The sequence below is a fragment of the Ensifer sp. MJa1 genome (genome assembly GCF_037026475.1).
In the GTDB taxonomy this organism is placed as follows: Bacteria; Pseudomonadota; Alphaproteobacteria; order Rhizobiales; family Rhizobiaceae; genus Ensifer.
The window spans coordinates 13,597-36,170 of the sequence record NZ_JAKUMO010000031.1 but is presented as its reverse complement, the minus strand read 5'-3'; the positions used below and the strand labels follow the sequence as shown (position 1 = coordinate 36,170).

The window sequence follows — 22,574 nt, the reverse complement described above, 5'->3', positions numbered from 1 at the left end:
AGAGGAGAGAAACAATGAAGTTGGATGATAGGGAGCTTTTCCGGCAAGAGGGCTTCATCGACGGAGCCTGGCTGGCCGCAGCCTCGGGCAAGACCGTCGACGTTTTCGACCCGGCCAGCCAGACACGCCTCGGCACCATTCCGGACATGGGCGAAGAGGAAACACGCGCCGCCATCGCAGCCGCCAATGCCGCCTTCGGACCGTGGAAGAAGAAGACGCATGCCGAACGGGCCGCACTGCTTGAGCGCTGGTATACGCTGATGATCGAAAGCCTTGAGGATCTGGCGCTGCTCCTGACGATGGAACAGGGTAAGCCGCTGGACGAAGCGCGCCTCGAGATCCGTTATGGCGCTTCCTTCGTCAAATGGTTCGCCGAGGAGGCTCGTCGCATCGGCGGCCACACCATTCCCTCTCCGACTGCCGATCGCCGCATCCTCGTTCTGAAGGAGGCAGTCGGCGTCTGCGCCATCGTGACGCCGTGGAACTTCCCGAACGCAATGATCACCCGCAAAGTGGCACCCGCCCTGGCGGCGGGCTGCACGGTGGTAATCAAGCCCTCGGAATTCACGCCATTTTCGGCGCTCGCCCTTGGAGTTCTGGCAGAGCGCGCCGGCATTCCCGCCGGCGTGATCAACATCGTCACCGGAACGCCGACCGCAATCGGCAACGAGTTCATGGCGAACGAAACAGTGCGCAAAATCTCCTTTACGGGCTCGACGCGCGTCGGTTCTCTCTTGATGAAAGGCGCGGCCGACAGCGTCAAGCGGCTCTCGCTCGAACTCGGCGGCAATGCCCCCTTCATCGTCTTCGACGACGCCGACCTTGATCTCGCCGTCAAAGGCGCGATCGCGTCCAAGTTTCGCAATGGTGGCCAGACCTGCGTCTGCGCCAACCGCATCCTGGTGCAAGCCGGCGTCTACGACGCCTTCGCCGAGAAGCTCGGCGCCCGCGTCCGTGCGATGAAGGTTGGCCCCGGTACGGAAACCGGAAATGCGATCGGACCGATGATCAATGAGGCGGCGATCGACAAGATCAACCGCCATGTCGAGGACGCGCTTGCCAAGGGCGCAAAGGTTTCGGCGCGCGGCATCTCCGTGCCAGAGGGGAGACAATATACGGCGCCCATCGTGCTCACCGGCGCCACCACCGAGATGCTGCTTGCCAGCGAAGAGACCTTCGGTCCCGTTGCACCGCTCTTCCGCTTCGAGACGGAGGAGGAGGCAATCGCCATGGCCAACGGCACGCCATTCGGTCTGGCTGCCTATTTCTACACCGAAAGCCTGAAACGCTCGTGGCGTGTGGCGGAAGCGCTCGAATTCGGCATGGTCGGCCTCAACACCGGCGCCATCTCCACCGAAGTCGCCCCCTTCGGCGGCGTCAAACATTCCGGCCTCGGCCGCGAGGGCGCCCAGGTCGGTATCGAGGAATATCTCGAGATGAAGAGCTTTCACATCGGCGGCCTGGATTAATGCATGTGGCCCAAAAGTGTGGGCTTTTGGGGAAACGACATTCACAAACAAGGACCTACGGCGCGTCGCGTGAATTCGATTGAACGCGACGGGCTGTAGGTCACGACGATCTTTGGTTCAATCGAACCGAACCCTTAAACGTGATCGGTTCAAGGAGTAGAGCGGGATGCGTGCGAAATGGCGCCGTGTTTCATCATCCCGCTCTCAAGCGCGCGCGAGGCGCTTCAACTCTTTCGCAATACCCGCTGCACGTTTCAAGCAGAACACCTGGCGAGATCTTCCAAACAAGCAAGGGCGCGGACCTGTCCGGTCCGCGCCCTTTTTCCTTACCTGGGCTGTCTACTGGACTTTGTCCAGCATCTTGTAATACATGCCGACGAGCGGCAGGAACCAGGGCTTGCCAAAATGTCCTGGCACTGCCGGCCATTCGAGACCCTTCAGCGGGTTGCGGTCCGGCCGGTCGAGAATCGCGTCCGCCATGATCATGCCGAGATGCGTCGAAAGCTGCGCGCCGTGGCCGGAATAGCCCATGGCGTACCAAACCCCGTCTTGATAACCGGCGCGGGGGAAGCGGTCCTTGGTCATGTCGACCAGTCCGCCCCAGCAATAGTCGATTTCGACATTGGCAAGTTGCGGAAAGATCTCGGCTAGGCTCGCCTTGAGGATGGCACCGCTTTTCGCGTCCGACCGTTGGTCGGATTTCGCCGAGAAGCGGGCGCGGCCGCCGAAGATTAGACGGTTGTCGTGCGAAAGCCTGAAATAATTGCCGATGTTCATCGACGTGACGCAGGTGCGGTTACCCGGCATTGTCGTTGCGATCTCCGCCGCTGTCAGCGGTCGGGTGGCGATGATGAAGCTGCCGACGGCGATGATGCGGCGACGAAAATAGCCGAAGGTCGAAGGCGTGTAGGCGCCGGTGGCGACAAGAACCGCATCCGCAGTGACGCTGCCGCGGGCGGTCTTCAATGCGTGCCGGCCGCCCGCCTGCCGATGCTCGGTAACCGCCGCGCTCTCGAAGACCTTGGCGCCATGGCGGGTGGCCGCTTCGGCGAGTCCGACGACATACCGCCCCATATGCATGATGGCGCTCTTCTTCGAGAGCATCGCCCCGAAGAAGGGCGAGCCGACTTCCTGCATCAGATCTTCAGCGCTGAGAAGCGCCGTATCGGGATCGACCTCCGCGTTGACCGCCTCGAAGTTGCGGGCGATCGCCTCGAAATGCTGGGGCTTCGAGGCAAGCTTCAGTTTGCCAGCGCGGCGGAAACTGCAGTCGATGCCTTCTTCGGCGATCAGTGCCTCGATCGTGTCGATCGAAGCGTCGAACGCCTTGTAGAGCGCAATCGCCCGCTCCCTGCCGAGTTCCGCCTTGGCAGCGAGATAGCTATGCGCAAGTCCGTTGTTGAGGTGCCCGCCATTGCGCCCGGAGGCACCCCAGCCAACCCTTTGCGCCTCCAGCACGACAACCTTGGCACCCGCCTTGGCGAGCTGCCGCGCGGCGCCAAGGCCGGTGAAGCCGCCGCCGATCACCGCGACGTCGTAGTGGCCATCGACCGGCCCCTGAGCAGCCCCGGCAAAGGCCGGGGCGGTGTCGTGCCAGTAGGACAGGAACTTCATGGCGGATTGCCCTTTCTAAAGACCGACGACGCCCGGAAGGGCAGAGATGTCGGCGATCTCGACATAACCGTAATAGGGATTGGCCGGTTCGTGGCCGCGATTGACCCAGACCTTGTTCTTGATGCCGAGATCATGCGCCGACATCAGGTCATAGCGGAAGGAGGACGAGCAGTGGAGAATGTCCTCGGGGCCGCAGCCGAGCATGTCGAGCAAGTATTCGAAGGCCTTGAAACGCGGCTTGTAAGCCTGTGCCTGTTCAGCGGTGTATACCGCGTGGAAAGGAGCGCCCAGCTTTTCGACATTCGACATGATCTGCGAATTCATCGCATTCGAGAGAATGACTAGGGGGATCTCCTTGGCGACCTTGGCGAGGCCAGCCGGCACGTCTGGATGCGGACCCCAGGTCGGGACGCGCTCATAGACCATCTTCGCAGCTTCATCGCGGAACTTTATGCCGTTGCGCTTGCAGGTCCGTTCCAGCGAATTGTGCACCACCTCCGCATAGGGCTTCCAGTCGCCGAGAATTTCGTCGAGACGATAGGCGGCGAAATTCTTAATGAATTCGACCATGCTCGCCTCGTCGAGCTGCTCCCCATAGAGGTCGCGCGCAGCTTCTGCCATTTGGAAATTGGTTAGCGTGCCGTAGCAGTCGAAAGTGATGTATTTCGGACGGAACGTTGTCATGTGCGTATCCTTGAAAGAACGGGACCAGGTATTCTGTAAGGATCATAGGCGCAGCGCCTCCCATCGCCTCGCCTGATTTGGCGGCGTTCGAAGCAGAATCTATCGTATCGAGAGCCGGCTTTGGCAGAAGGTTGCGTGGCTGCTGATCGTCAACAGTGCCTTCGGGCCCGGCGCCGTCCCGGCGCTCCTTCCTTGTCAGCATAAGATGCGGCGACCGATAGGCGTAAAGCAATAAGATACCGCGCGAGCCAAAGCTTTCAGACGATCTGCCGGCCAGCACTCCTTCAGACTTGCAGACAGAAAGTGAAGGAAACGCCATGCAGACAACTCAGATCGATATTGCCGTCTTCGGGCCGGAGCATCTGGAGGCCGCCGTCAAGCTCTCTCGGCAAGCCGGCTGGCCACATCGCCTTGAAGACTGGCAGATGGCGCTAGCCATGAGCGAAGGTGTCGTCGCGATTGAGGGCGACCGGGTCGTCGGCACTATATTCGTGACCCCTTACGAGTCGGACTGCGCAACGATCAACATGGTCATCGTCGACGAGGCGATGCGCGGCCGCGGCCTCGGTCGCAAGCTGATGGACGCCGCGTTGGATTTGGCAGCCGATCGTCCGCTTAGACTCGTGGCGACGGCTGAGGGCATGCCTCTGTACGAAAAACTTGGCTTCGAGATGACCGGTGCCGTGCTGCAGCACCAGGGGATCGCCAAAGAAATGGCCGCGCCAGCGGTAGCCGAGGCGACGGTCGCCGCCGACATCGAGGCGATCGCCGAGCTCGATCGTCTTGCCTTTGGTGCCGACCGAGGGGCGCTGATCGCCTATCTGGCCGAGGTTGGCGAATTCGCCGTCATCCGCCGCGACGGTCGCGTCTCCGGTTTCGCAGCCTTGCGCGCCTTCGGCCGCGGCGAGGTCGTCGGCCCCATCGTTGCCGGCAACCTCAATGACGCCAAGGCGCTCGTTCAACATTTCATCGCCGTCAAAACCGGCCGCTTTCTGCGAGTTGATACCACTGCCGACACGGGCCTTTCGCCCTGGCTTGCCGAATACGGACTTGCCCATGTCGGCGGCGGTATCGCCATGATGAAGCCGCCAGTTCACCGCGCCGTCGATCCCGCCGCCATCACCTTCGCCCTCGCCAACCAGGCATTCGGCTGATCCGGAGATCATTATGTACAGCAATTCCCTCACCGAACTCGACCGCGCCCACCTCATCCATCCGGTCGCCTCCTATCGCGGCCATGAAAAACTCGGCGTGCGCGTGCTTGCCTCGGCGAAAGGCGCGATGGTCACCGACGCTTCGGGCAAGCAACTGATAGACGGCTTTGCCGGCCTTTGGTGCGTCAATGCCGGCTATGGCCACGAAGCGATTGTCGAAGCGGCCGCCCGCCAGATGCGCGAGCTTCCCTATGCGACGGCCTATTTCGGGCTCGGCTCCGAGCCGGCGATCCGCCTCGCCTCGGAACTCGCCGAGCGCGCGCCGGGCGACCTCAACCACGTCTTTTTCACGCTCGGCGGCTCCGACGCCGTCGACAGCACGATCCGCTTCATCCGCTATTATTGGATTGCCCGCGGCGAGCCGCAACGCGATCAGTTTATTTCAGTGGAGCAAGGCTATCACGGCTCGTCGACCGTCGGCGCCGGCCTGACGGCGCTGCCGGCCTTCCATGCCGGCTTCGGGATTCCCTTCGACTGGCAGCATAAGATTCCGTCTCACTATGCCTATCGCAATCCGGTGGGAGAGAACCCGCAGGCGATCATCGAGGCCTCGCTGGCCGCTCTCCGGCGCAAGGTCGGGGAAATCGGTCCCGAGCGTGTCGCCGCCTTCTATGCAGAGCCGATTCAGGGCTCCGGCGGCGTGCTTGTGCCACCCAAGGGCTGGATGAAGGCGATGCGCGAACTTTGCCGCGAGCTCGGCATCCTCTTTGTTGCAGACGAGGTGATCACCGGCTTCGGTCGCACCGGACCGCTCTTTGCCTCAAGCGAGGACGAGATCGTGCCGGACTTCATCACCACGGCCAAAGGCCTCACATCCGGCTATGTGCCGATGGGAGCTGTCTTCATGGCCGACCACGTCTACCAAACGATTGCCGACGGCGCCGGCGCTTCGGCCGTCGGACACGGCTATACCTATTCGGCACATCCGGTCAGCGCCGCTGTCGGCCTCGAGGTGCTGAGGCTTTACGAGAACGGCCTCCTGGAAAACGGCGTCACGGCCGGTGCTCGGCTGATGGAAGGTCTCGAGAGCCTGAGGGACCATCCGCTTGTCGGCGATGTGCGCGGCCGCGGCATGCTGGCCGCCGTCGAGCTCGTCGTCGACAAAGTGAACAAGACCTCCTTGCCGGCAGCCGCGGAGCCGGCGCGCCGCATCTTCGACCGTGCCTGGGAAAACGGCCTCGTCATTCGCGCCTTCGCCAATGGCGTGCTGGGCTACGCGCCGCCGCTCTGCTGCACCGAAGCGGAGATCGACGCTATCGTCGAGCGCACCCGCCAAACGTTGGACGAGACCTTGGAAGACCCGGATGTTCGCCAGGCCTTGAGGGCCTGATGGACGACTGACGCGATATATCGCGAAACCGCCATATTCGAAATTTTGTGCCGCGCTGTGGCGCCTTTTCGGAGACTCTAACGCGGCACAACTGCCAAACTCAATTCAAGGAAGCGGCCGGATCCCAGTATATGCGGCCTTTCCAGCAAGAGCGGGGGAAACATCCCGCCGACGGGAACAGAATATTCTTCTTCAAGAAGCCGGCGTTCCGCTCGGGACGCGAGAAACTGGGGAATTGACGTGCGCAAGAGCCTTCCGGAATTCAAGTACATGACCTTCGACGTCGTCGGCACGCTGATTGATTTCGAAGGCGGTCTCAAGAATTGTCTCACCGACATCGCCGCCGTGGCTGGTGTCACGATTGACGGCGAGGAGGCGCTGAGCTTTTATCGAGCGGCGCGCTATTCCAAGGACGCCGACCTCTTTCCGGACGACCTCGTGCGCGTCTACCTTGAAATCGCGCCGAAGCTGGGCCTACCGGCTGAGCGGAAACACGGCGAGCGTCTCAGGGATTCCGCTGGGAACTGGAAGGCTTTCGGAGACAGCGCCGAAGCGCTGGCGAGCCTTGCAACGGATTATCGGCTCATTGCGATGACCAATGCCCGCCGCTGGGCCTTTGATTTCTTCGCCAGGGAACTGGGCAATCCCTTCTACGCCGCCTTCACCGCCGACGATACCGGTACTGAAAAGCCTGACCCCGCCTTCTTTCAGAAGGTTTTCGACTTCATCGCCTCGGAAGGAAATTCGAAGGACGACGTCCTGCACGTCGCCCAGAGCCAGTACCACGACATCGGCATTTCGCGGAAGCTTGGGCTGACCAACTGCTGGATCGAGCGGCGCCACGCGCAGAAAGGTTACGGCGGCACCATAGCGCCGGGCGAGTTCACCGAGCCCGACTACCACTTCACTTCCATGGCCGGCCTTGCCGATGCCGTGGCCGTCGCACGTAGCTGACCAGTTCACCGGATTGGGTCTAAGCCCACGGAAGGCGGGCAGCCCGTCAACAACGAAAAGGGGAATGACATGAACGACAAGATCACCAATTGGACCAGATCCGACGACGCCCTGGTCGAAAACGCCATCCGCCGCGGCGCTACACGCCGTGAACTGCTGCAGATGATGCTCGCGGGCGGCGCTGCTCTCTCCGCCGGCGGTCTCGTGCTCGGCCGCGCCTCCAACGCGGTTGCTGCAACGCCGGTCTCCGGCGGCGCGCTCAAGGCGGCCGGCTGGTCGTCCTCGACCGCGGACACGCTCGACCCGGCCAAGGCATCGCTCTCCACCGACTATGTGCGCTGCTGCTCCTTCTACAACCGTCTCACCTTCCTCGATAAGAGCGGCACCCCGCAGATGGAACTCGCCGAGGCGATCGAGTCCAAGGACGCGAAGACCTGGACGGTCAAACTGAGGAGCGGCGTCACTTTCCACGACGGCAAGCCGTTGACCGCCGACGACGTGGTCTTCTCATTGAAACGCCATCTCGATCCATCCGTCGGCTCGAAGGTCGCGAAGATCGCCGCGCAGATGACGGGTTTCAAGGCTGTGGACAAGCAGACGGTCGAGATCACGCTCGCAAATCCGAACGCCGATCTGCCGACCATCCTGTCGATGCACCACTTCATGATCGTGGCCGACGGCACGACGGATTTTTCCAAGGGCAACGGCACCGGCGCATTCGTGAGAGAAGTCTTCGAGCCCGGCGTGCGCTCGGTCGGTATCAAGAACAAGAACTATTGGAAGTCCGGCCCGAATGTCGATTCCTTCGAGTACTTCGCGATTAGCGACGATAGCTCGCGCGTCAACGCACTGCTCTCGGGCGACATCCATCTCGCCGCTACGATCAACCCGCGCTCCATGCGCTTGGTCGAGGCCCAAGGCGACGGTTTCGTGCTCTCGAAAACCACCTCCGGCAACTACACCAATCTCAACATCCGAATGGACTTGGAGCCCGGTAGCAAACGGGACTTCGTCGAGGGTATGAAGTACCTCGTCAACCGCGAGCAGATCGTCAAGTCGGCGCTTCGCGGCCTCGGAGAAGTCGGCAACGACCAGCCGGTTTCGCCGGCAAACTTCTATCATAATGGCGACCTGAAGCCGCGGGCTTTCGATCCGGAAAAAGCGAAATTCCATCTCGAGAAGGCCGGGGTTTTCGGTCAGTCGATCCCGGTGATCGCATCCGAGGCGGCGAACTCGTCGATCGATATGGCAATGATCATCCAGGCTTCCGCTGCCGAGATCGGGCTGAAGCTCGACGTTCAGCGCGTTCCGGCCGACGGCTATTGGGACAATTACTGGCTCAAGGCGCCGATCCATTTCGGTAACATCAATCCGCGCCCGACACCGGACATCCTGTTCTCGCTGCTCTACACTACGGAAGCGCCGTGGAACGAAAGCCAGTACAAGTCGGAGAAGTTCGACAAGATGCTGATCGAGGCGCGCGGTTCGCTCGACCAGGAGAAGCGCAAAGCGATCTACAATGAGATGCAGGTGATGGTCGCAAACGACGCCGGCACTATCATCCCGGCCTATATCTCCAATGTCGACGCGATCACCGCCAAGCTCAAGGGCTTGGAAGCCAACCCGCTTGGCGGCCAGATGGGCTATGCCTTCGCGGAATATGTCTGGCTCGAAGCCTGATGAGCGAACGATCGGGGTTGCAGCCGCGCCGCTGCGCCCCGATCCTTATGGTTTGATATCTCGAACGCCGAAAGGGAACGCGCGTGAACAACCGTGTCCTATCGCTCGTCCTGAGCAGATTGCTCATTGCCTTGATCACGCTGGTGATCGTCTCCTTCGCCGTGTTCTTCGCAACGACGCTCTTGCCGGGAGACACAGCGACGATCCTGCTTGGCCAGGCCGCCACGCCGGAGGCAGTCGAAGGTCTGCGCAAGGCCATGCATCTCGACGACCCGGCAATCGTCCGTTTCCTACGCTGGGTCGCTGGTTTGCTGCAAGGCGACCTCGGCACCTCGTATGCCAATGAGATGCCGGTCGCCGATCTCATCGGCGGGCGCTTCATCAACACGCTGCAGCTCGCGGGCGTCACCGCGCTCTTTTCCGTGCCGATCGCGCTGACGCTCGGCATCACCGCGGCGATGCTACGCGGCTCGCTTTACGACCGCGTCGTCACCGTGCTGACGATTGGCGTCATCTCCGTGCCGGAATTCATGATTGCGACCTCCGCGGTGTTGATCTTCGCCGTTTATCTGAAATGGCTACCGGCGCTGTCCTTTGCGAACGAAGTCACGTCGCTGACAGACCTCCTGCGTATCTATGCCATGCCGGTGATCACCCTCACCTTCGTCATCTCGGCGCAAATGATCCGCATGACCCGGGCAGCCGTGATCGAGACGCTCAACACGCCCTATGTGGAGATGGCGTTACTCAAGGGCGCTTCGAGGCCGCGCATCGTGTTTCGGCACGCGCTGCCGAACGCTCTGGGGCCGATTGTCAATGCAGTCGCACTTTCGCTTTCTTACCTGCTCGGCGGCGTCATCATTGTCGAGACGATCTTCAACTATCCAGGTATTGCCAAGCTGATGGTCGACGCCGTCGCCACCCGCGACCTGCCGCTGATCCAGAGCTGCGCGATGATCTTCTGCCTCGGCTACCTGCTCCTGATCACGACCGCCGATTTCATAGCCATCCTTTCCAATCCGAGGCTCCGATGACAATGACCAATTCTGAGACCAAGTCTGACCGGATTTCCGGAACCCGGCTCGGCTATCGCTTCAACATCATCGGCATGGTCGGCCTCTCGATCATCCTTTTCTGGGCATTGATCGCGATCTTCGCGCCGCTGATCATCCCCTACCCTGTCGGCGAGATCGTCGACCTCGATTACTTCGGCCCGATGAGCCGCGACTTCTGGCTTGGCTCCGATTATCTCGGCCGCGACATGTTCTCGCGAATCCTGATGGGCGCCCGCTACACGGTCGGCATCTCGCTTGCGGCAGTTACGATCGCCTGCTTCAGCGGCGTGATGCTCGGCATGATCGCAGCGGTCGCCGGCGGCTGGCTCGACACGGTGCTGAGCCGCTTCCTCGACGCCCTCAACTCGATCCCGAGCAAGCTGTTCGGCCTTGTGGTCGTCGCTGCCGTCGGCTCGTCGATTCCCGTGCTGATCCTGACGCTGTCGGTGATCTATATCCCCGGCGCCTATCGTTTTGCCCGCGCGCTTGCCGTCAATATCAACGCGATGGATTTCATCACCGTCGCCCGTATCCGCGGAGAAAGCACGCTCTATCTCATCCGCGCGGAAATCCTGCCGAACATCGTCGGACCGGTACTTGCCGACCTCGGCATCCGCTTCGTCTTCATCGTTCTGCTGCTTTCCGGCCTGTCCTTCCTCGGTCTTGGCGTCCAGCCGCCCTATGCCGACTGGGGGGCTCTCGTGCGCGAGAACATCGGCGGCCTGCCCTTCGGCGCACCGGCGGTGATGGCTCCCTCCTTTGCGATCGCCAGCCTCACCATCAGCGTCAACCTGCTGATCGACAACCTGCCCAAGAAGATCCGCGATCGGAGCGAATGATGGTCAATCTCGTAGAAATCTGCGACCTGAAAGTCGAAGCCACCACCGATTCCGGCCGGCGCGTCGAGATCATCAACGGCGTTAGCTTCGACATCGCCGAGGGCGAGATCGTGGCGCTGATCGGCGAAAGCGGCTCCGGCAAGACGACGATCGCGCTCACGCTGATGGGCCACACCCGCCCCGGTTGCCGCATCTCCGCCGGCAGCGTCTCCGTCGCCGGAAAGGACATGGTGACACTCAGCGAAAAGCAGCGCGCCAGGGTGCGCGGCACCGAGGTCACATATGTGCCGCAATCCGCCGCCGCCGCATTCAACCCGGCCGCCACGATTATGGACCAAGTAATCGAGGTCACCCGAATTCATGGGCTCATGTCGGCCGACGAGGCGCGCCTCCACGCCGTCGAGCTTTTCAGGGCGTTGTCGCTGCCTGAGCCGGAAACGATCGGCAGCCGCTATCCGCACCAGGTTTCCGGCGGCCAGTTGCAGCGCCTTTCGGCCGCCATGGCGCTGATCGGCGACCCGAAGCTCGTCATCTTCGATGAGCCGACCACAGCGCTCGACGTGACGACGCAGATTGAGGTGCTGCGCGCCTTCAAGTCGGTCATGAAGAAAGGCGGCATCGCTGGCGTTTACGTCTCGCACGATCTCGCCGTGGTCGCCCAGATCGCCGATCGGATCGTCGTCTTGAAGGGCGGCGAGACCAAGGAGATCGGCGCGACCGAAGAGATCCTCAACGGCGCGAAGCACCCCTACACGCGGGAGCTGCTCGCCGCCTTCGAGCCGAAACCTCGCGGCGCTGCGAGCGCGGCCGAGAATGGTCCGGCCCCGTTGCTCAAAATCGAAAATCTCATCGCAGGCTACGGCCAGGCCCAGGCCGACGGCCTGCCGCTCGTGCGCGCTGTCGAAAATGTCAGTCTCAAGGTGGAGAAAGGGCGCAACCTCGGTATCATCGGCGAGTCCGGCTGCGGCAAGTCGACGCTCGCTCGCACCATCGCCGGCATATTGCCGGCCACTGTAGGCAAGATCGTCTTCGAGGGTAAGGAACTCGGTCGCAGCGCCCGCGAGCGCTCGCGGGATGAACTGCGCGAAATGCAGATCGTCTTCCAATACGCCGATACGGCGCTTAATCCGGCGAAATCCGTCGAGGATATCTTAGCCCGGCCACTTACTTTTTATCACGGGATGAATGCCAAGGCGCGCAGCGCACGCATCGACGAGTTGCTCGACATGGTGCGTCTGCCGCGCAACTTGCGTCATCGCCGCCCGGGCGAGCTTTCCGGCGGCCAGAAGCAGCGCGTCAACTTCGCCCGGGCGCTTGCCGCCGACCCGAAGCTGATCCTTTGCGACGAAATCACCTCGGCGCTCGATACGGTGGTCGCCGCCGCCGTCATCGATCTCCTCAAGGAACTGCAGCGCGAGCTCGGTCTTTCCTACATCTTCATCAGCCATGACCTCTCGGTGGTGGAAGCGATCTGTGACGAGATCGTCGTGATGTATGGCGGCAGAAAAGTAGAGGAAATCACGCCGGCGAAGGTCAAGACACCTGAGCATCCCTATTCGCAATTGCTCTTTTCATCGGTACCGAAACTCGATCCCGCCTGGCTCGACACGCTCGAGCAGGATCCGGAGCTGGTCCGGGCTTATTGCCGGCGCTAAGGCGCCGGCGCGCTCCCGAGACACCACTCCTCGGCCTGCCAGCCGGTTTTAGCCTTGACCGGCGCGAAGGAGACTCGCGGCGATACCGGGCTTCCCGTTTCCCAAGACGCACACCAATCTGTGCGAGCGGCGCGGAGCATCCTACAGCCGGAACAGGCTGGTCAGCGGCATATGAGCCTTGACGATCGGCGACTTCAAGACGACGAAACTGAAATATTTGTCGATGCCGACGTCCATGTCGGTGAGGCGCTCCATGATCGTCTGGTACTCGCCGATGCCGGCGGTGACAAACTTCACAAGATAGTCGTAGCCGCCGGAGACCAGATGGCATTCGATCACCTGGTCGACTTTGTCTATCGCCGCCAAAAACCGGGCAAAGTCGATCTGCCTATGGTTTTTCAGCGTAACTTCGGTGAATACCGTCAGAGTCGGCCCGAGCTTGCTAACGTTGATCTGCGCCGAATAGCCCTCAATGTAACCCTCGGATTGCAACTTCTTCACCCGCATCAGGCAGGGGCTCGGCGAGAGGTTGACCAATTCAGCGAGTTCCACATTGCTGATGCGGCCATTCTTTTGCAGTTCGTATAGAATCTTGATGTCGATCCGGTCGAGTTTCATGGCGCGCCTTCCCCTCGCTGATGTGGCCACGGGGCAGCAGATTGTGCCGCGACCTTCCCAGCGATGACCTTAACACACTGGAGAGACATGTCGATTTCGTTCGGCACAATCGGACAAAGCATAAAGGACGGCATTGCTCCCGCAAGACGGAATTTTCTGCTGCGCGCAGTCGCAGTCCGGCAACGCCGTTGCACCAAAGCCGCTAGACTATGCTCGTAACGGAGGTCACGCCATGCCCGCACTGCTGAAACTCATCAACACAACGCCGCAGTTGCCCGAAGACGCCGATGCCGTGGTAATCGGCGGCGGCATTGTCGGCGTGTTCGCGGCCTACTATCTTGCCCGCCGCGGATTGAAGGTAGCACTCGTCGAGAAGGGACGGATCGGCGCCGAGCAGTCGAGTCGCAACTGGGGCTGGTGCCGCCAGCAGAACCGGGACGCCCGCGAATTGCCGATGGCGACGAAGAGCCTCGATCTTTGGGAGCGTTTCGCCGCCGAGAGCGGCGAGGACACCGGTTTCCGCCGAGGCGGGCTGCTCTACCTCAGCAATAGCGAAGAGGAACTGGCCGGCTGGGCACGCTGGCGCGATTTCGCCCGGACCGTCGGCGTCACCACCCATATGCTCGACAGCGCCCAGGCGACCGAGCGCGGCCGCGCAACCGGCAAGCCATGGAAGGGCGGCGTCTTTTCGCCGACCGACGGCACCGCCGATCCGGCAAGCGCGGCACCCGTGGTCGCGCGTGCGATCCTGAAGCTTGGCGGCACCGTGCACCAGTCCTGCGCCGCCCGCGGCATCGAGACAGAAAGCGGTCGCCTATCCGGTGTCGTCACCGAGCATGGCACCATCCGCACGAAAACGGCCGTCCTCGCAGGCGGCGCCTGGGCCTCCTCCTTCTGCCGCCAGCTCGGTATCCGCTTTCCCCAAGCGTCTGTCCGTTCGTCGATTCTCGCCGTCTCGCCAGGAGCCGTCGGCCTTCCGGATGCGCTGCATACAGCCGCTGTTTCGGTGACGCGCCGCGCCGACGGCGGCTATACACTGGCCATCAGCGGCCGCGGCCGCGTCGACCCGACCCCGCAGCAACTCAGGTTCTCGCCGCAATTTCTGCCGATGTTCGTCAAACGTTGGCGCAGCCTGGCACCCGGCGGGCTTGAAGGCTTCCGCTCCGGCCATGAGACCTTGGCCCGCTGGCGACTGGACGCCCCCACGCCGATGGAGCGAATGCGCATCCTTGATCCCGCGGTCGATAAGGCCACCATTCGCCTCACCCATTCGCGCGCGCTCGCCGTCCTGCCTCCCCTGAAGAACACCAGCATCGCCGCCGCATGGGCGGGCTATATCGACAGCACGCCGGACGGGGTCCCGGGTATCGGCGAAATCGCCGCCGTACCGGGTCTCATCCTCGCCGCCGGCTTCAGCGGACACGGCTTCGGTATCGGTCCGGGCGCCGGCCACTTGGTCGCAGACATCGTGACCGGTAACGAGCCGATCGTCGATCCCCGCCCCTACCATCCGGATCGCTTCCGAAAATCCGCCTGGGGTCAAGTCGCTGACTTTTAGATGAGATCCCCGCATGGGGACCAATCTGGGCAAGCGCCTCTTCTAGCATTTTCCCCTAAGCTCGAAGGACGCCTGCCGCAACCATCTGCCAAAGCCCCTGTGCGATCCAAAACAATCTGCTTCAGGTCGCGGCGAATGCGGCCACCAGTCTCCCCGCTCTCCCACTATGATGATTTCTGCCCAGGGTGTGCCGTGCCGATGCATCCCATGAACCAGAAATCGAGAGGTCATGCATGAAAACGCTACTGCTTAAGAAGGATGAAGTAAGGCGGCTAATCGGCATGACAGAAGTCATCGGCGCGGTGGAAGAGGCATACAAAGCCTTTAACAGTCATCAGGTGGAACAACCTGACTATATTGGAATAGATCTCCCGTCGCCTCGTGGGGAGATCGACTTCAAGCTTGGTTACTACAAGGCCAATGAATTGATCTCCATGAAAGCCTCTTCTGGAGGGTTCGTTGATAACCCGACGGCACACGGCGTGCCGAATGGCATGGCGACCATTCTCCTGTTTGATGCCAAGAGCGGTGCGTTGATTTGCGTTATGGATGGAAGTTTGATCCTTGGCCTCAGAACCGGGGCGGCTGGAGCCGTTTCCGTCAAAGCGCTGGCGAGGAAAAACGCCAGGACGATCGCAGCGATCGGCACAGGAAATCAGGCCGGAATGCAAATCCGGGCGATCAACGAGATCATGAAAATAGAAGAGATCCACGCATGGGACAGTCACGCGGACACGCTTTACAAATACAAGACCGACATCGAAAGCGAGTTTGGCATTCCTGTGATCATGGCGAACTCCAAAAAAGAAGCCGTTGAGCAGGCCGATATCCTGATTACGACGACCCGCGGAAAAGGGTCGCTTGTGGAAGCGGATTGGGTGAAGCCCGGCACACACATCGTTGCAATCGGCACGGATCAACGCGGCAAACAAGAACTGGATCCAGAGATATTCAGGAACGCAAAAGTAGTCGTCGACTCAATTGCGCAATGCGCCGAAAAGGGCGAGACCTGGCACCCGCTGAACAAAAGCATCATCGCCAAAGACGACATCCATGGCGAAATCGGCGAGGTACTGTTGGGAAGGAAGCCGGGACGAGAAAGTGATGACGAAATCACGATTTTCGATTCCACGGGGATGGCCATACAAGACAATACGACAGCCAGCAAAATCTATCAGAACGGCATCGCCAATAGCGTCGGCACCTTCTTTCAGTTTTTTGAGTGAGGACCATGCGCAATTACCCCACCATTCAGGACATCCGTGAAGCTCAGGAACGGCTGAGACCGCACGTCAGGCACACGCCGCTGTTGCGTGCGGACAAAATCGAGAAGTCCGTTGGTTGTCAGCTCTATCTCAAACCCGAAACCCTGCAGATTACTGGCGCCTTCAAGATTCGCGGCGCCCTGAACAAGGCTCTCTCGCTCTCGAGAGAAGAGATCGCAAACGGCGTGATTGCGACGTCGTCGGGCAACCATGCCCAAGGGTTAGCTTATGCTGCCAGGATGTTGGGCGTAAGAGCAATATTGGTGCTTCCGGTCACCACGCCCAAAATCAAAATCGAAAATACAAAAGCCCTCGGGGCAGAAGTCATTCTTTTCGATGGCGACACCGCCGCCAGATGGAAAAGGGTGTATGAAATCGCTGAGGAAAACAAATACGCGGCTGTTCACGCTTTTGAGGACCCCATCGTGATGGCCGGTCAGGGAACGATCGGGTGTGAAATACTGCAGGACCTGGACGGTGTAGATACGGTCATTGTTCCCGTAGGCGGCGGAGGCCTAATCTCGGGAATCGCTACCGCCATAAAAGAAACGAAACCATCGGTGCGCGTTGTCGGGGCAGAGCCTGCCTTGACGCCGAAGTATTTTCACAGCCGGATCAACAAGGAGCGCACATCGCTTCCCTTGAAGAACACGATTGCGGATGGCTTGAGGATAAGCGTTCCGGGTCAAAACCCGTATCCGATTATCGAAAAGTATGTGGACGAGATTGTTCTTGTTGAAGACGAGAACATCATCGCCGGGATGCGTGCTCTTGCTAAGGATGCGAAATTGATCGCTGAACCAGCCGCCTCGATTGGCGTCGGAGCACTGCTGGCGGGCAGCATAGACGTCAAGCCCGATGAAAAAGTCTGTGCGGTGTTGTCTGGCGGGAACTGGGATCTACGCGACCTTGCCGAGATATACAATGTAGCGGGGTAATCAGTTGCAGCTTCGGTTAGTTCACCGACCCGATTGCAGTTGAACGTTGCGATACTCATTGCAAAGAAAGATTCCGCCGATCCGGAATGCGGCCGAAACATGTCATTGGCGATCAGCTTGGCGACGACCGCTTGCGACCCCACGACAAGGCGAATTGCCTGAATGGTGGCTCCGGCCTTGAGCGGGAGCTCGCTTTACTGGTCCCAGTGGCCTTTGACGAGATATGGTCCTATGCTCCCCATCAAGGCGGCTGAGCTTCTCGCCGCGTCCATCTACGAAGGATGCATCGACTGCCGAAGGCTTCGAGCGAGTCCGGTGACCAACGGCGCCCAGGTTCCCCTATGCGCCCCTTGAGGACGCCCGCCTGTGCACCGGTTGCGGAATTGTGTCGAATGCCGCAGCGTTCTCCCTTCATGACCGAAAGGGAGAACGCGCGTCGATAGGTTTGACGAGTGCCGGGCCAAAGGTCCGCTCAAGCCGGGCGTTCGGATGCGCTCGGACGCCACTTGATGAGGCGTTTCTCTGCTACGTCTAGGACGCTGTCGATGATGAGGACGAAGATGGCGAGGATGAGAATTCCGGCAAAGACGCCAACTGCATCGAAATTGCCTTCGGCCTGAGCGATGAGATAGCCAAGGCCAGCCGAAGAGCCGAGGTATTCGCCGATGATCGCCCCGACAACGGCAAAGCCGACCGATGTCCGCAGGGAGGAGAGGATCCAGCTTGCCGCCGCCGGGAAGTAGACGTGGCGCAGCAGGTCCGACCGCTTGGCTCCCAAAATGCGGGCGTTCGACAGCACCACCGGGTTAACTTCGCGGACACCTTGCATCGCGTTGAAGAAGGTAACGAAGAACACCAGCGTCACGGCCAACGCCACCTTGGACCACAGACCGAGGCCAAGCCACAGCACGAAGATTGGTGCAAGCACGACACGGGGAATTGCGTTCAGGCCCTTGATGAAAGGATCCAGAATGCGCGCGGCCGAACGGCTGAGACCGAGCCAAACGCCGGCCGCCACGCCAAGTGCCGTTCCGACCAGATATCCGAGCACGGTTTCCGTCAGGGTGATCGCCACATGGCTATAGAAGCTGGCATCCATCACCCAGGAGACAACCTGGTTGAAGATATCGACAGGCGCCGGAAAGAAGAAGACGTCGATCACGCCTGCCGCGACACCGAGTTGCCAGCCGCCGACAACCGTCACCAGCAGCACGGCCTGGACAAAGCGTTCAGTCATGGCGTTCATAGCTTTTCTCCACTTCGCCGCGCAGCGACGACCAAATGTTGCGATAAAGATCCAGGAAGCGTGGATCGAGCTTGATTTCGGCGACGTCGCGCGGGCGTTCGAGATCGACGGGGAAGCTGTCGATCACCCGCGATCGCGGTCCGGCGGCAAGCACGACGACCCGATCGCCGAGGGCAATTGCCTCCTCGAGGTCGTGCGTGATCATCACCACGGCGCGCCGTTCCTCCTGCCAAAGCCGCAACAACTCATTCTGCATCAGGTGGCGGGTATGGATGTCGAGCGCCGAGAAGGGCTCGTCCATCAGGATGACCTTGGGGCCGGTGATCAGCGCCTGGGCCATCTGCACGCGCTTGCGCTGACCACCTGAAAGCTGATGCGGATAGCGATGCTCGAACCCCTTCAGGCCGACTTTCGCCAGCCATCTCATCGACTGCTCGCGACGTTTGGTAGCGCCGACACCCTTGAACATGGGACCGAGTTCCACGTTCTCGATCGCGGTCTTCCACGGAAGTAAAGCATCCTGCTGGAAGAGATAACCGATGTCGTTCTGGATCCCGCGCACCGGCTGACCATCGATTGAGACGGTGCCACTCGCTGGTTTCAGCAGGCCGGCAATCGCATTGAGTATTGTGCTCTTGCCGCAGCCGGTGGGGCCAACGATGGCGAGGAACTCGCCATCGGAGACTTTCAGGTTCACATCCTGCACGGCCACGTAGGCGCCGAAGGCCATGGTCACCGAGTCGAGGGCGACCATCGACTTTGCTTGATGAGGGTTGTCCGTCGGGGGTGCGGGTTTTACTACGGCCAATGCCATGACCTCCTCCTGTCAGTTGGCAGCGACGTTCGCGACCTTGCCGACGAACTCGTTCGTGTAGGTTTTCGTAAGGTCGATTTCAGCCGCAGCGACTTTTTCGTTGAAACTCATCAGGACCGCGAGCGGAGTCTTGATATCTTCCTCGTTGATGCGCCCGTCCTTTGAGAAGATCGCCTTCGCGTTCTCGACCGCCTTGATGTAGGTCTCACGATCGCCGGAGATGAATTCCTTCGGGAGCTTGTCGACGATCTCTTCCGCGGAGTGGCTATTCATCCACTCGAGCGCTTTGACCGTCGCATTCGTGACCTTCTGGATGGTCTCCGGATTTTCCTCGATATAGCTCTGCGTGGCATAGAGGACGGAGGTTGGGTAAATCCCGCCATAGATCGCCTTGGCACCGTCGTCGCTGCGCCCGTCGATCAGGATCTTGCCGACGCCCTTGGCCTCGATGAAGGTCGCTGCCGGGTCGTAGTTGACGAGGAGGTCGACCTTGCCCTGTTCAAGGGCCGCGACGGCCGCAGACCCGGAGCCGACGCCGATCAGCGAGACGTCATCCCCGGACAGGCCGTTGCGTTGCAGGTAGTAGCGGACGAAGAAATCGGAAGACGAGCCCGGCGAGGTAATCCCGACTTTTGCGCCCTTGATCGTTTCTGGTTTTGCCGGGTCGAACGTGCTGTTCTTGCCGCCAGCCAGCACGAGACCGGAATTGCGGGCGAGCTGCACGAAGGCCACGACAGCCTTCTTCTGCGACTGCATCTGGATGGTGTGGTCGTAGAAGCCGACGGCGATATCCGTAGAGCCGGCAACAAGCGCTTGAAGCGTCTTCGACCCGCCCGATGCAAAGTTCTCAACGGTCACCTCCAGGCCTTCCTTTTCATAAAGGCCGAGCCCCTGGGCGACCGGAAAGGGGAGATTGTTGAGATTATAAGAACCGACGCTGATGCGGACAGGATCCGCCAACGCCGAACCGGCAAAGGCGACGGTTGCCGCGAGGGCGAGCATGAGCTTGTGCATGATATTCTCCTCCTGTTGGTGGCACCCTCCCGGCGGCCACGATCATTATGCCGCGCAACCGAGTTGCGTGACAGGTTTTGCAAAAACATGTCCCTCGAACAGCCGCCTGGCGGTGCGAAGGATGCCGGCAACGACCTTGCCGTCCCTCTCATAAAGCTTGACGTCGAGGTGGCCGCTCGGGTGCTCAATCGAAAGCACCACCGGTGGTTTGCGCGTGCCGACGAGAAGGGAAGCAACGGTGCCTTCATTGATGCAGGCCGTGGCAATCCCCACGGCACCTGTCGTCGCCAGCGAAGGGTGACATTGATTCGGCATGAAATAGCGCACGTTGATGTCCCCTCCCGACTTAGGCCTCGAAATGAGCACGGGCTTAGGGGTTACCTGGTTCCGCACGTCGCCAAGGCCCATCCGTGCGCCAGCAGCGATGCGCAGCTTTTCCAGCCGTCCTAGCAATTCCTTGTCAGCATTGAGTTCCGCCGCTGACGCGAAGCCGCTTGCGCCGATCGCGCCAGCCTCGACCAACATCATCGGCATGGCGCAATCGATGCATGTGACAGCCACACCATCGATCCAATCGATAGGCTTGCCGGTGGGGAAGAGCTGCCCGGTACGCGCGCCGCCTGCGTCCATGAAGGTCAGCGCAATCGGCGCCGCACTGCCCGGTACGCCGTCGATCGCCGCTTCGCCAAGATAGGAGACGTTGCCATTCGGCGTTGGAACGTCGGCTTCGATCACCTTGCCGGTGTTGACGTTATGGATCCGGACGAGCGTCGTTTCGCCTCGGGCCGGAACGAGACCGGCCTCGATGGCAAACGGGCCGACCGCAGCCAGCATGTTGCCGCAGTTGGGCGAAGTGTCGACGATCTGTTGGTCGATCCGCACCTGGGCAAAGAGGTAATCCACGTCAGCACCAGGGATCGTGGCAAGCCCGACAATGGCCACCTTGCTCGTGACCGGGTTGCCGCCACCGATGCCATCGATCTGCAACGGGTGGCCGGAGCCCATGACGGACAGCAGGATCTTGTCCCGCTCGCCGGCGTCCGCAGGAAGGTCGTTTGCCAGGAAGAACGGACCCTTCGAGGTGCCGCCTCTCATCAGGACGCAAGGGATCGCCAATAGGTCGTTCATCGCTTGTGCTTCCACCGGAATTATGTCATCGCCGTATCAATCGGCGCGTTTGATCCAATTATCGGAACCATGGTTGATTTGTGAAATGCTAAGAATCGTGGAATTGATGCACAATGAACATTAATTGCGAAATCCTTGACCTTCGGGCGTTCTTGAGCGTGGTCGAGTTGGAGAGCTTTCATCGCGCTGCCGATGCGCTGCACCTGTCGCAGCCCGCCCTGAGCCGCCGGATTCAAAAACTGGAGCAGGCGATTGGTGCGCCCCTCCTGGAGCGAACGACGAGGCATGTGTCGTCGACGGCGCTCGGAACAGAACTCATTCCGCTTGTGCGACGCATGTTGGAGGAATTCGATGGTTCATTGTTCGCCGTACGCGACGTTGGTACCAATCGAGGCGGACTGGTAACGATTGCATGCCTCCCTACCGCAGCATTCTATTTCCTGCCGACCGTCATTCGTCAGTTCAATGAGGAGTATCCGAACATCCGCTTTCGCATCCTCGACCTACCGGCGACCGACGGCCTCCAAGCCGTGGCACGCGGTGAGGTCGAGTTCGGCATAAATATCATGGGCACGTCGGATCCGGACCTGACCTTTGAGCGGCTTGTGGAAGACCCTTTCGTGTTGGCGGCGCGCAAGGATCATCCCCTCGCCGCCAAACCCTCAGTCGGCTGGGCAGAGCTTGAGCCCTACCATCTGATTACCGTTCATCGATCGAGTGGTAACAGAACCCTGCTCGACGCTGCCCTGGCAAAATCGAACATCAAGCTGCGCTGGTTCTACGAGGTGACCCATCTGTCCACCTCACTCGGTTTGGTGGAGGCCGGCCTCGGAATTTCGGTCCTGCCACGAATGGCAACCCCGCAGGAAGACCATCCGTTCTTGATCACCCGCCCCATCCGCAATCCCGAGATATCACGTACAATCGGCGTGGTGCGCCGTCGCGGCGGCATCTTGTCGCCGGCGGCAGAGAGATTTCTTGAGATGCTGATGGGGGCATGGGGGAGTAATTGAAGGGGCCACCATGAGAATGGTTCAACAAACCGGGTTCGCGCGAAGTTCTTGACCCGGTGATTTGCGGGTTAACCGGCACTAAAATACGACCGCGCACCGTACCCTCAAGGAATCGCGGTGCCATCGCGATAACATCGGCGAGTTGGACTTCCGTCGTCATTGCATCGAGTTTCGCCATCTCGAGTTCGTGCGCGAGTTGTTGCCAGGCGATCAACCTCTCTGGTTTTGAACACACAACGCTGTCGATCCCGACAAGCGTCACAGCGCGCAAGATGAAGGGCGCGACGGTCGTGGGTACTTCCATCCCACCCGCCAGTCCGTATGCGGCGGCGACACCGCGATAGCGCATCGAAGCCGGCACATTGGCCAGCACCACTTCGCCTGCCACGTCAATCGCTCCCGCCCACGCTCCTTCGATAAAGGTCGACCGGCCTACCACCGGCGAGGCGCCGGTGATTGCCAGAGCGTCCTTGTAATTCAGGGTCG

General features: G+C 60.7%; 19 protein-coding genes. 12 read left to right on the top strand and 7 right to left on the bottom strand.

All coding sequences use genetic code 11. The features are described from left to right. Positions 1–14 precede the first annotated feature (14 nt). Positions 15–1,469: an NAD-dependent succinate-semialdehyde dehydrogenase gene (locus MKZ91_RS28325; protein ID WP_336174380.1), complete on the top strand. Its 1,455-nt coding sequence runs from the start codon at positions 15–17 to the stop codon at positions 1,467–1,469. A gap of 339 nt (positions 1,470–1,808) precedes the next feature. Here the strand turns inward: MKZ91_RS28325 and MKZ91_RS28320 are convergent, their stop codons facing one another. Together MKZ91_RS28320 and MKZ91_RS28315 are read right to left on the bottom strand one after the other, a co-directional pair. Next, entirely contained in the window at positions 1,809–3,083 is a 1,275-nt protein-coding gene (locus tag MKZ91_RS28320) for an NAD(P)/FAD-dependent oxidoreductase (RefSeq protein ID WP_336174379.1), read from the bottom strand. Between the two features lie 15 nt (positions 3,084–3,098). After that, positions 3,099–3,767, bottom strand: coding sequence for a haloacid dehalogenase type II (locus tag MKZ91_RS28315; protein ID WP_336174378.1), 669 nt, complete (start codon positions 3,765–3,767; stop codon positions 3,099–3,101). Between the two features lie 317 nt (positions 3,768–4,084). Here MKZ91_RS28315 and MKZ91_RS28310 point away from each other — a divergent pair, with 317 nt between their 5' ends. The 7 genes from MKZ91_RS28310 (at position 4,085) to MKZ91_RS28280 (ending at position 12,494) form a co-directional block, all read left to right on the top strand. Continuing rightward, positions 4,085–4,921 carry a GNAT family N-acetyltransferase gene (locus MKZ91_RS28310; RefSeq protein WP_336174377.1) on the top strand — a complete coding sequence of 279 codons (837 nt, stop codon included), beginning with the start codon at positions 4,085–4,087 and terminating at the stop codon, positions 4,919–4,921. 13 nt (positions 4,922–4,934) lie between these two features. Continuing rightward, positions 4,935–6,311 carry an aspartate aminotransferase family protein gene (locus tag MKZ91_RS28305; RefSeq protein WP_336174376.1) on the top strand — a complete coding sequence of 459 codons (1,377 nt, stop codon included), beginning with the start codon at positions 4,935–4,937 and terminating at the stop codon, positions 6,309–6,311. A 240-nt stretch (positions 6,312–6,551) separates the two neighbouring features. Continuing rightward, positions 6,552–7,265: an HAD-IA family hydrolase gene (locus tag MKZ91_RS28300; protein WP_336174375.1), complete on the top strand. Its 714-nt coding sequence runs from the start codon at positions 6,552–6,554 to the stop codon at positions 7,263–7,265. A gap of 69 nt (positions 7,266–7,334) precedes the next feature. After that, entirely contained in the window at positions 7,335–8,945 is a 1,611-nt protein-coding gene (locus tag MKZ91_RS28295) for an ABC transporter substrate-binding protein (RefSeq protein WP_336174374.1), read from the top strand. An 83-nt stretch (positions 8,946–9,028) separates the two neighbouring features. Next, entirely contained in the window at positions 9,029–9,979 is a 951-nt protein-coding gene (locus tag MKZ91_RS28290; protein ID WP_336174373.1) for an ABC transporter permease, read from the top strand. After that, entirely contained in the window at positions 9,976–10,839 is an 864-nt protein-coding gene (locus tag MKZ91_RS28285; protein ID WP_336174372.1) for an ABC transporter permease, read from the top strand. Before MKZ91_RS28290 ends, MKZ91_RS28285 begins: the two co-directional genes overlap by 4 nt. After that, complete coding sequence (locus MKZ91_RS28280) at positions 10,839–12,494, top strand: ABC transporter ATP-binding protein (protein WP_336174371.1); 1,656 nt, start codon at positions 10,839–10,841, stop codon at positions 12,492–12,494. The genes MKZ91_RS28285 and MKZ91_RS28280 overlap by 1 nt, the downstream gene beginning before the upstream one ends. A gap of 141 nt (positions 12,495–12,635) precedes the next feature. On the opposite strand, the gene MKZ91_RS28275 is transcribed toward MKZ91_RS28280, so the two are convergent. Further along, positions 12,636–13,112 carry an Lrp/AsnC family transcriptional regulator gene (locus MKZ91_RS28275; protein WP_336174370.1) on the bottom strand — a complete coding sequence of 159 codons (477 nt, stop codon included), beginning with the start codon at positions 13,110–13,112 and terminating at the stop codon, positions 12,636–12,638. Between the two features lie 232 nt (positions 13,113–13,344). Here MKZ91_RS28275 and MKZ91_RS28270 point away from each other — a divergent pair, with 232 nt between their 5' ends. The 3 genes from MKZ91_RS28270 to MKZ91_RS28260 all read left to right on the top strand — a co-directional run bounded on the left by MKZ91_RS28270 (position 13,345) and on the right by MKZ91_RS28260 (position 16,873). Beyond that, positions 13,345–14,670 (top strand): NAD(P)/FAD-dependent oxidoreductase, encoded by a 1,326-nt coding sequence (locus MKZ91_RS28270; protein WP_336174369.1) that lies wholly within the window; start codon positions 13,345–13,347, stop codon positions 14,668–14,670. A gap of 233 nt (positions 14,671–14,903) precedes the next feature. Continuing rightward, positions 14,904–15,896, top strand: coding sequence for an ornithine cyclodeaminase family protein (locus tag MKZ91_RS28265; RefSeq protein WP_336174367.1), 993 nt, complete (start codon positions 14,904–14,906; stop codon positions 15,894–15,896). Between the two features lie 5 nt (positions 15,897–15,901). Next, positions 15,902–16,873, top strand: a complete 972-nt coding sequence (locus MKZ91_RS28260) for a threonine/serine dehydratase (RefSeq protein ID WP_336174366.1) — start codon at positions 15,902–15,904, stop codon at positions 16,871–16,873. A 472-nt stretch (positions 16,874–17,345) separates the two neighbouring features. Here MKZ91_RS28260 and MKZ91_RS28255 read toward each other — a convergent pair whose 3' ends face one another. Genes MKZ91_RS28255 through MKZ91_RS28240 form a run of 4 tightly spaced genes read right to left on the bottom strand, consistent with a single transcriptional unit; the run spans position 17,346 to position 21,075 of the window. Continuing rightward, positions 17,346–18,119, bottom strand: a complete 774-nt coding sequence (locus MKZ91_RS28255) for an ABC transporter permease (protein WP_336174365.1) — start codon at positions 18,117–18,119, stop codon at positions 17,346–17,348. Further along, positions 18,103–18,933 carry an ABC transporter ATP-binding protein gene (locus MKZ91_RS28250; RefSeq protein ID WP_336174364.1) on the bottom strand — a complete coding sequence of 277 codons (831 nt, stop codon included), beginning with the start codon at positions 18,931–18,933 and terminating at the stop codon, positions 18,103–18,105. The genes MKZ91_RS28255 and MKZ91_RS28250 overlap by 17 nt, the downstream gene beginning before the upstream one ends. Positions 18,934–18,945: 12 nt before the next feature. Further along, positions 18,946–19,947 carry an ABC transporter substrate-binding protein gene (locus tag MKZ91_RS28245; RefSeq protein WP_336174363.1) on the bottom strand — a complete coding sequence of 334 codons (1,002 nt, stop codon included), beginning with the start codon at positions 19,945–19,947 and terminating at the stop codon, positions 18,946–18,948. 45 nt (positions 19,948–19,992) lie between these two features. Then, positions 19,993–21,075, bottom strand: coding sequence for a 4-oxalomesaconate tautomerase (locus MKZ91_RS28240; RefSeq protein WP_336174362.1), 1,083 nt, complete (start codon positions 21,073–21,075; stop codon positions 19,993–19,995). A gap of 113 nt (positions 21,076–21,188) precedes the next feature. Between MKZ91_RS28240 and MKZ91_RS28235 the strand changes: the two genes are divergently transcribed. Continuing rightward, a complete protein-coding gene (locus MKZ91_RS28235) occupies positions 21,189–22,088 on the top strand; it encodes a LysR family transcriptional regulator (protein WP_336174361.1) in 900 nt (299 codons plus the stop codon). Positions 22,089–22,574 lie beyond the last annotated feature (486 nt).

Coding starts and splice junctions, on each gene's coding strand:
- MKZ91_RS28245 (WP_336174363.1), bottom strand. CDS start 19,947: ATGCACAAGCTCATGCTCGCCCTCGCGGCAACCGTCGCCTTTGCCGGT.
- MKZ91_RS28285 (WP_336174372.1), top strand. CDS start 9,976: ATGACAATGACCAATTCTGAGACCAAGTCTGACCGGATTTCCGGAACC.
- MKZ91_RS28305 (WP_336174376.1), top strand. CDS start 4,935: ATGTACAGCAATTCCCTCACCGAACTCGACCGCGCCCACCTCATCCAT.
- MKZ91_RS28295 (WP_336174374.1), top strand. CDS start 7,335: ATGAACGACAAGATCACCAATTGGACCAGATCCGACGACGCCCTGGTC.
- MKZ91_RS28270 (WP_336174369.1), top strand. CDS start 13,345: ATGCCCGCACTGCTGAAACTCATCAACACAACGCCGCAGTTGCCCGAA.
- MKZ91_RS28310 (WP_336174377.1), top strand. CDS start 4,085: ATGCAGACAACTCAGATCGATATTGCCGTCTTCGGGCCGGAGCATCTG.
- MKZ91_RS28275 (WP_336174370.1), bottom strand. CDS start 13,112: ATGAAACTCGACCGGATCGACATCAAGATTCTATACGAACTGCAAAAG.
- MKZ91_RS28260 (WP_336174366.1), top strand. CDS start 15,902: ATGCGCAATTACCCCACCATTCAGGACATCCGTGAAGCTCAGGAACGG.
- MKZ91_RS28315 (WP_336174378.1), bottom strand. CDS start 3,767: ATGACAACGTTCCGTCCGAAATACATCACTTTCGACTGCTACGGCACG.
- MKZ91_RS28320 (WP_336174379.1), bottom strand. CDS start 3,083: ATGAAGTTCCTGTCCTACTGGCACGACACCGCCCCGGCCTTTGCCGGG.
- MKZ91_RS28280 (WP_336174371.1), top strand. CDS start 10,839: ATGGTCAATCTCGTAGAAATCTGCGACCTGAAAGTCGAAGCCACCACC.
- MKZ91_RS28325 (WP_336174380.1), top strand. CDS start 15: ATGAAGTTGGATGATAGGGAGCTTTTCCGGCAAGAGGGCTTCATCGAC.
- MKZ91_RS28240 (WP_336174362.1), bottom strand. CDS start 21,075: ATGAACGACCTATTGGCGATCCCTTGCGTCCTGATGAGAGGCGGCACC.
- MKZ91_RS28235 (WP_336174361.1), top strand. CDS start 21,189: ATGAACATTAATTGCGAAATCCTTGACCTTCGGGCGTTCTTGAGCGTG.
- MKZ91_RS28255 (WP_336174365.1), bottom strand. CDS start 18,119: ATGAACGCCATGACTGAACGCTTTGTCCAGGCCGTGCTGCTGGTGACG.
- MKZ91_RS28250 (WP_336174364.1), bottom strand. CDS start 18,933: ATGGCATTGGCCGTAGTAAAACCCGCACCCCCGACGGACAACCCTCAT.
- MKZ91_RS28265 (WP_336174367.1), top strand. CDS start 14,904: ATGAAAACGCTACTGCTTAAGAAGGATGAAGTAAGGCGGCTAATCGGC.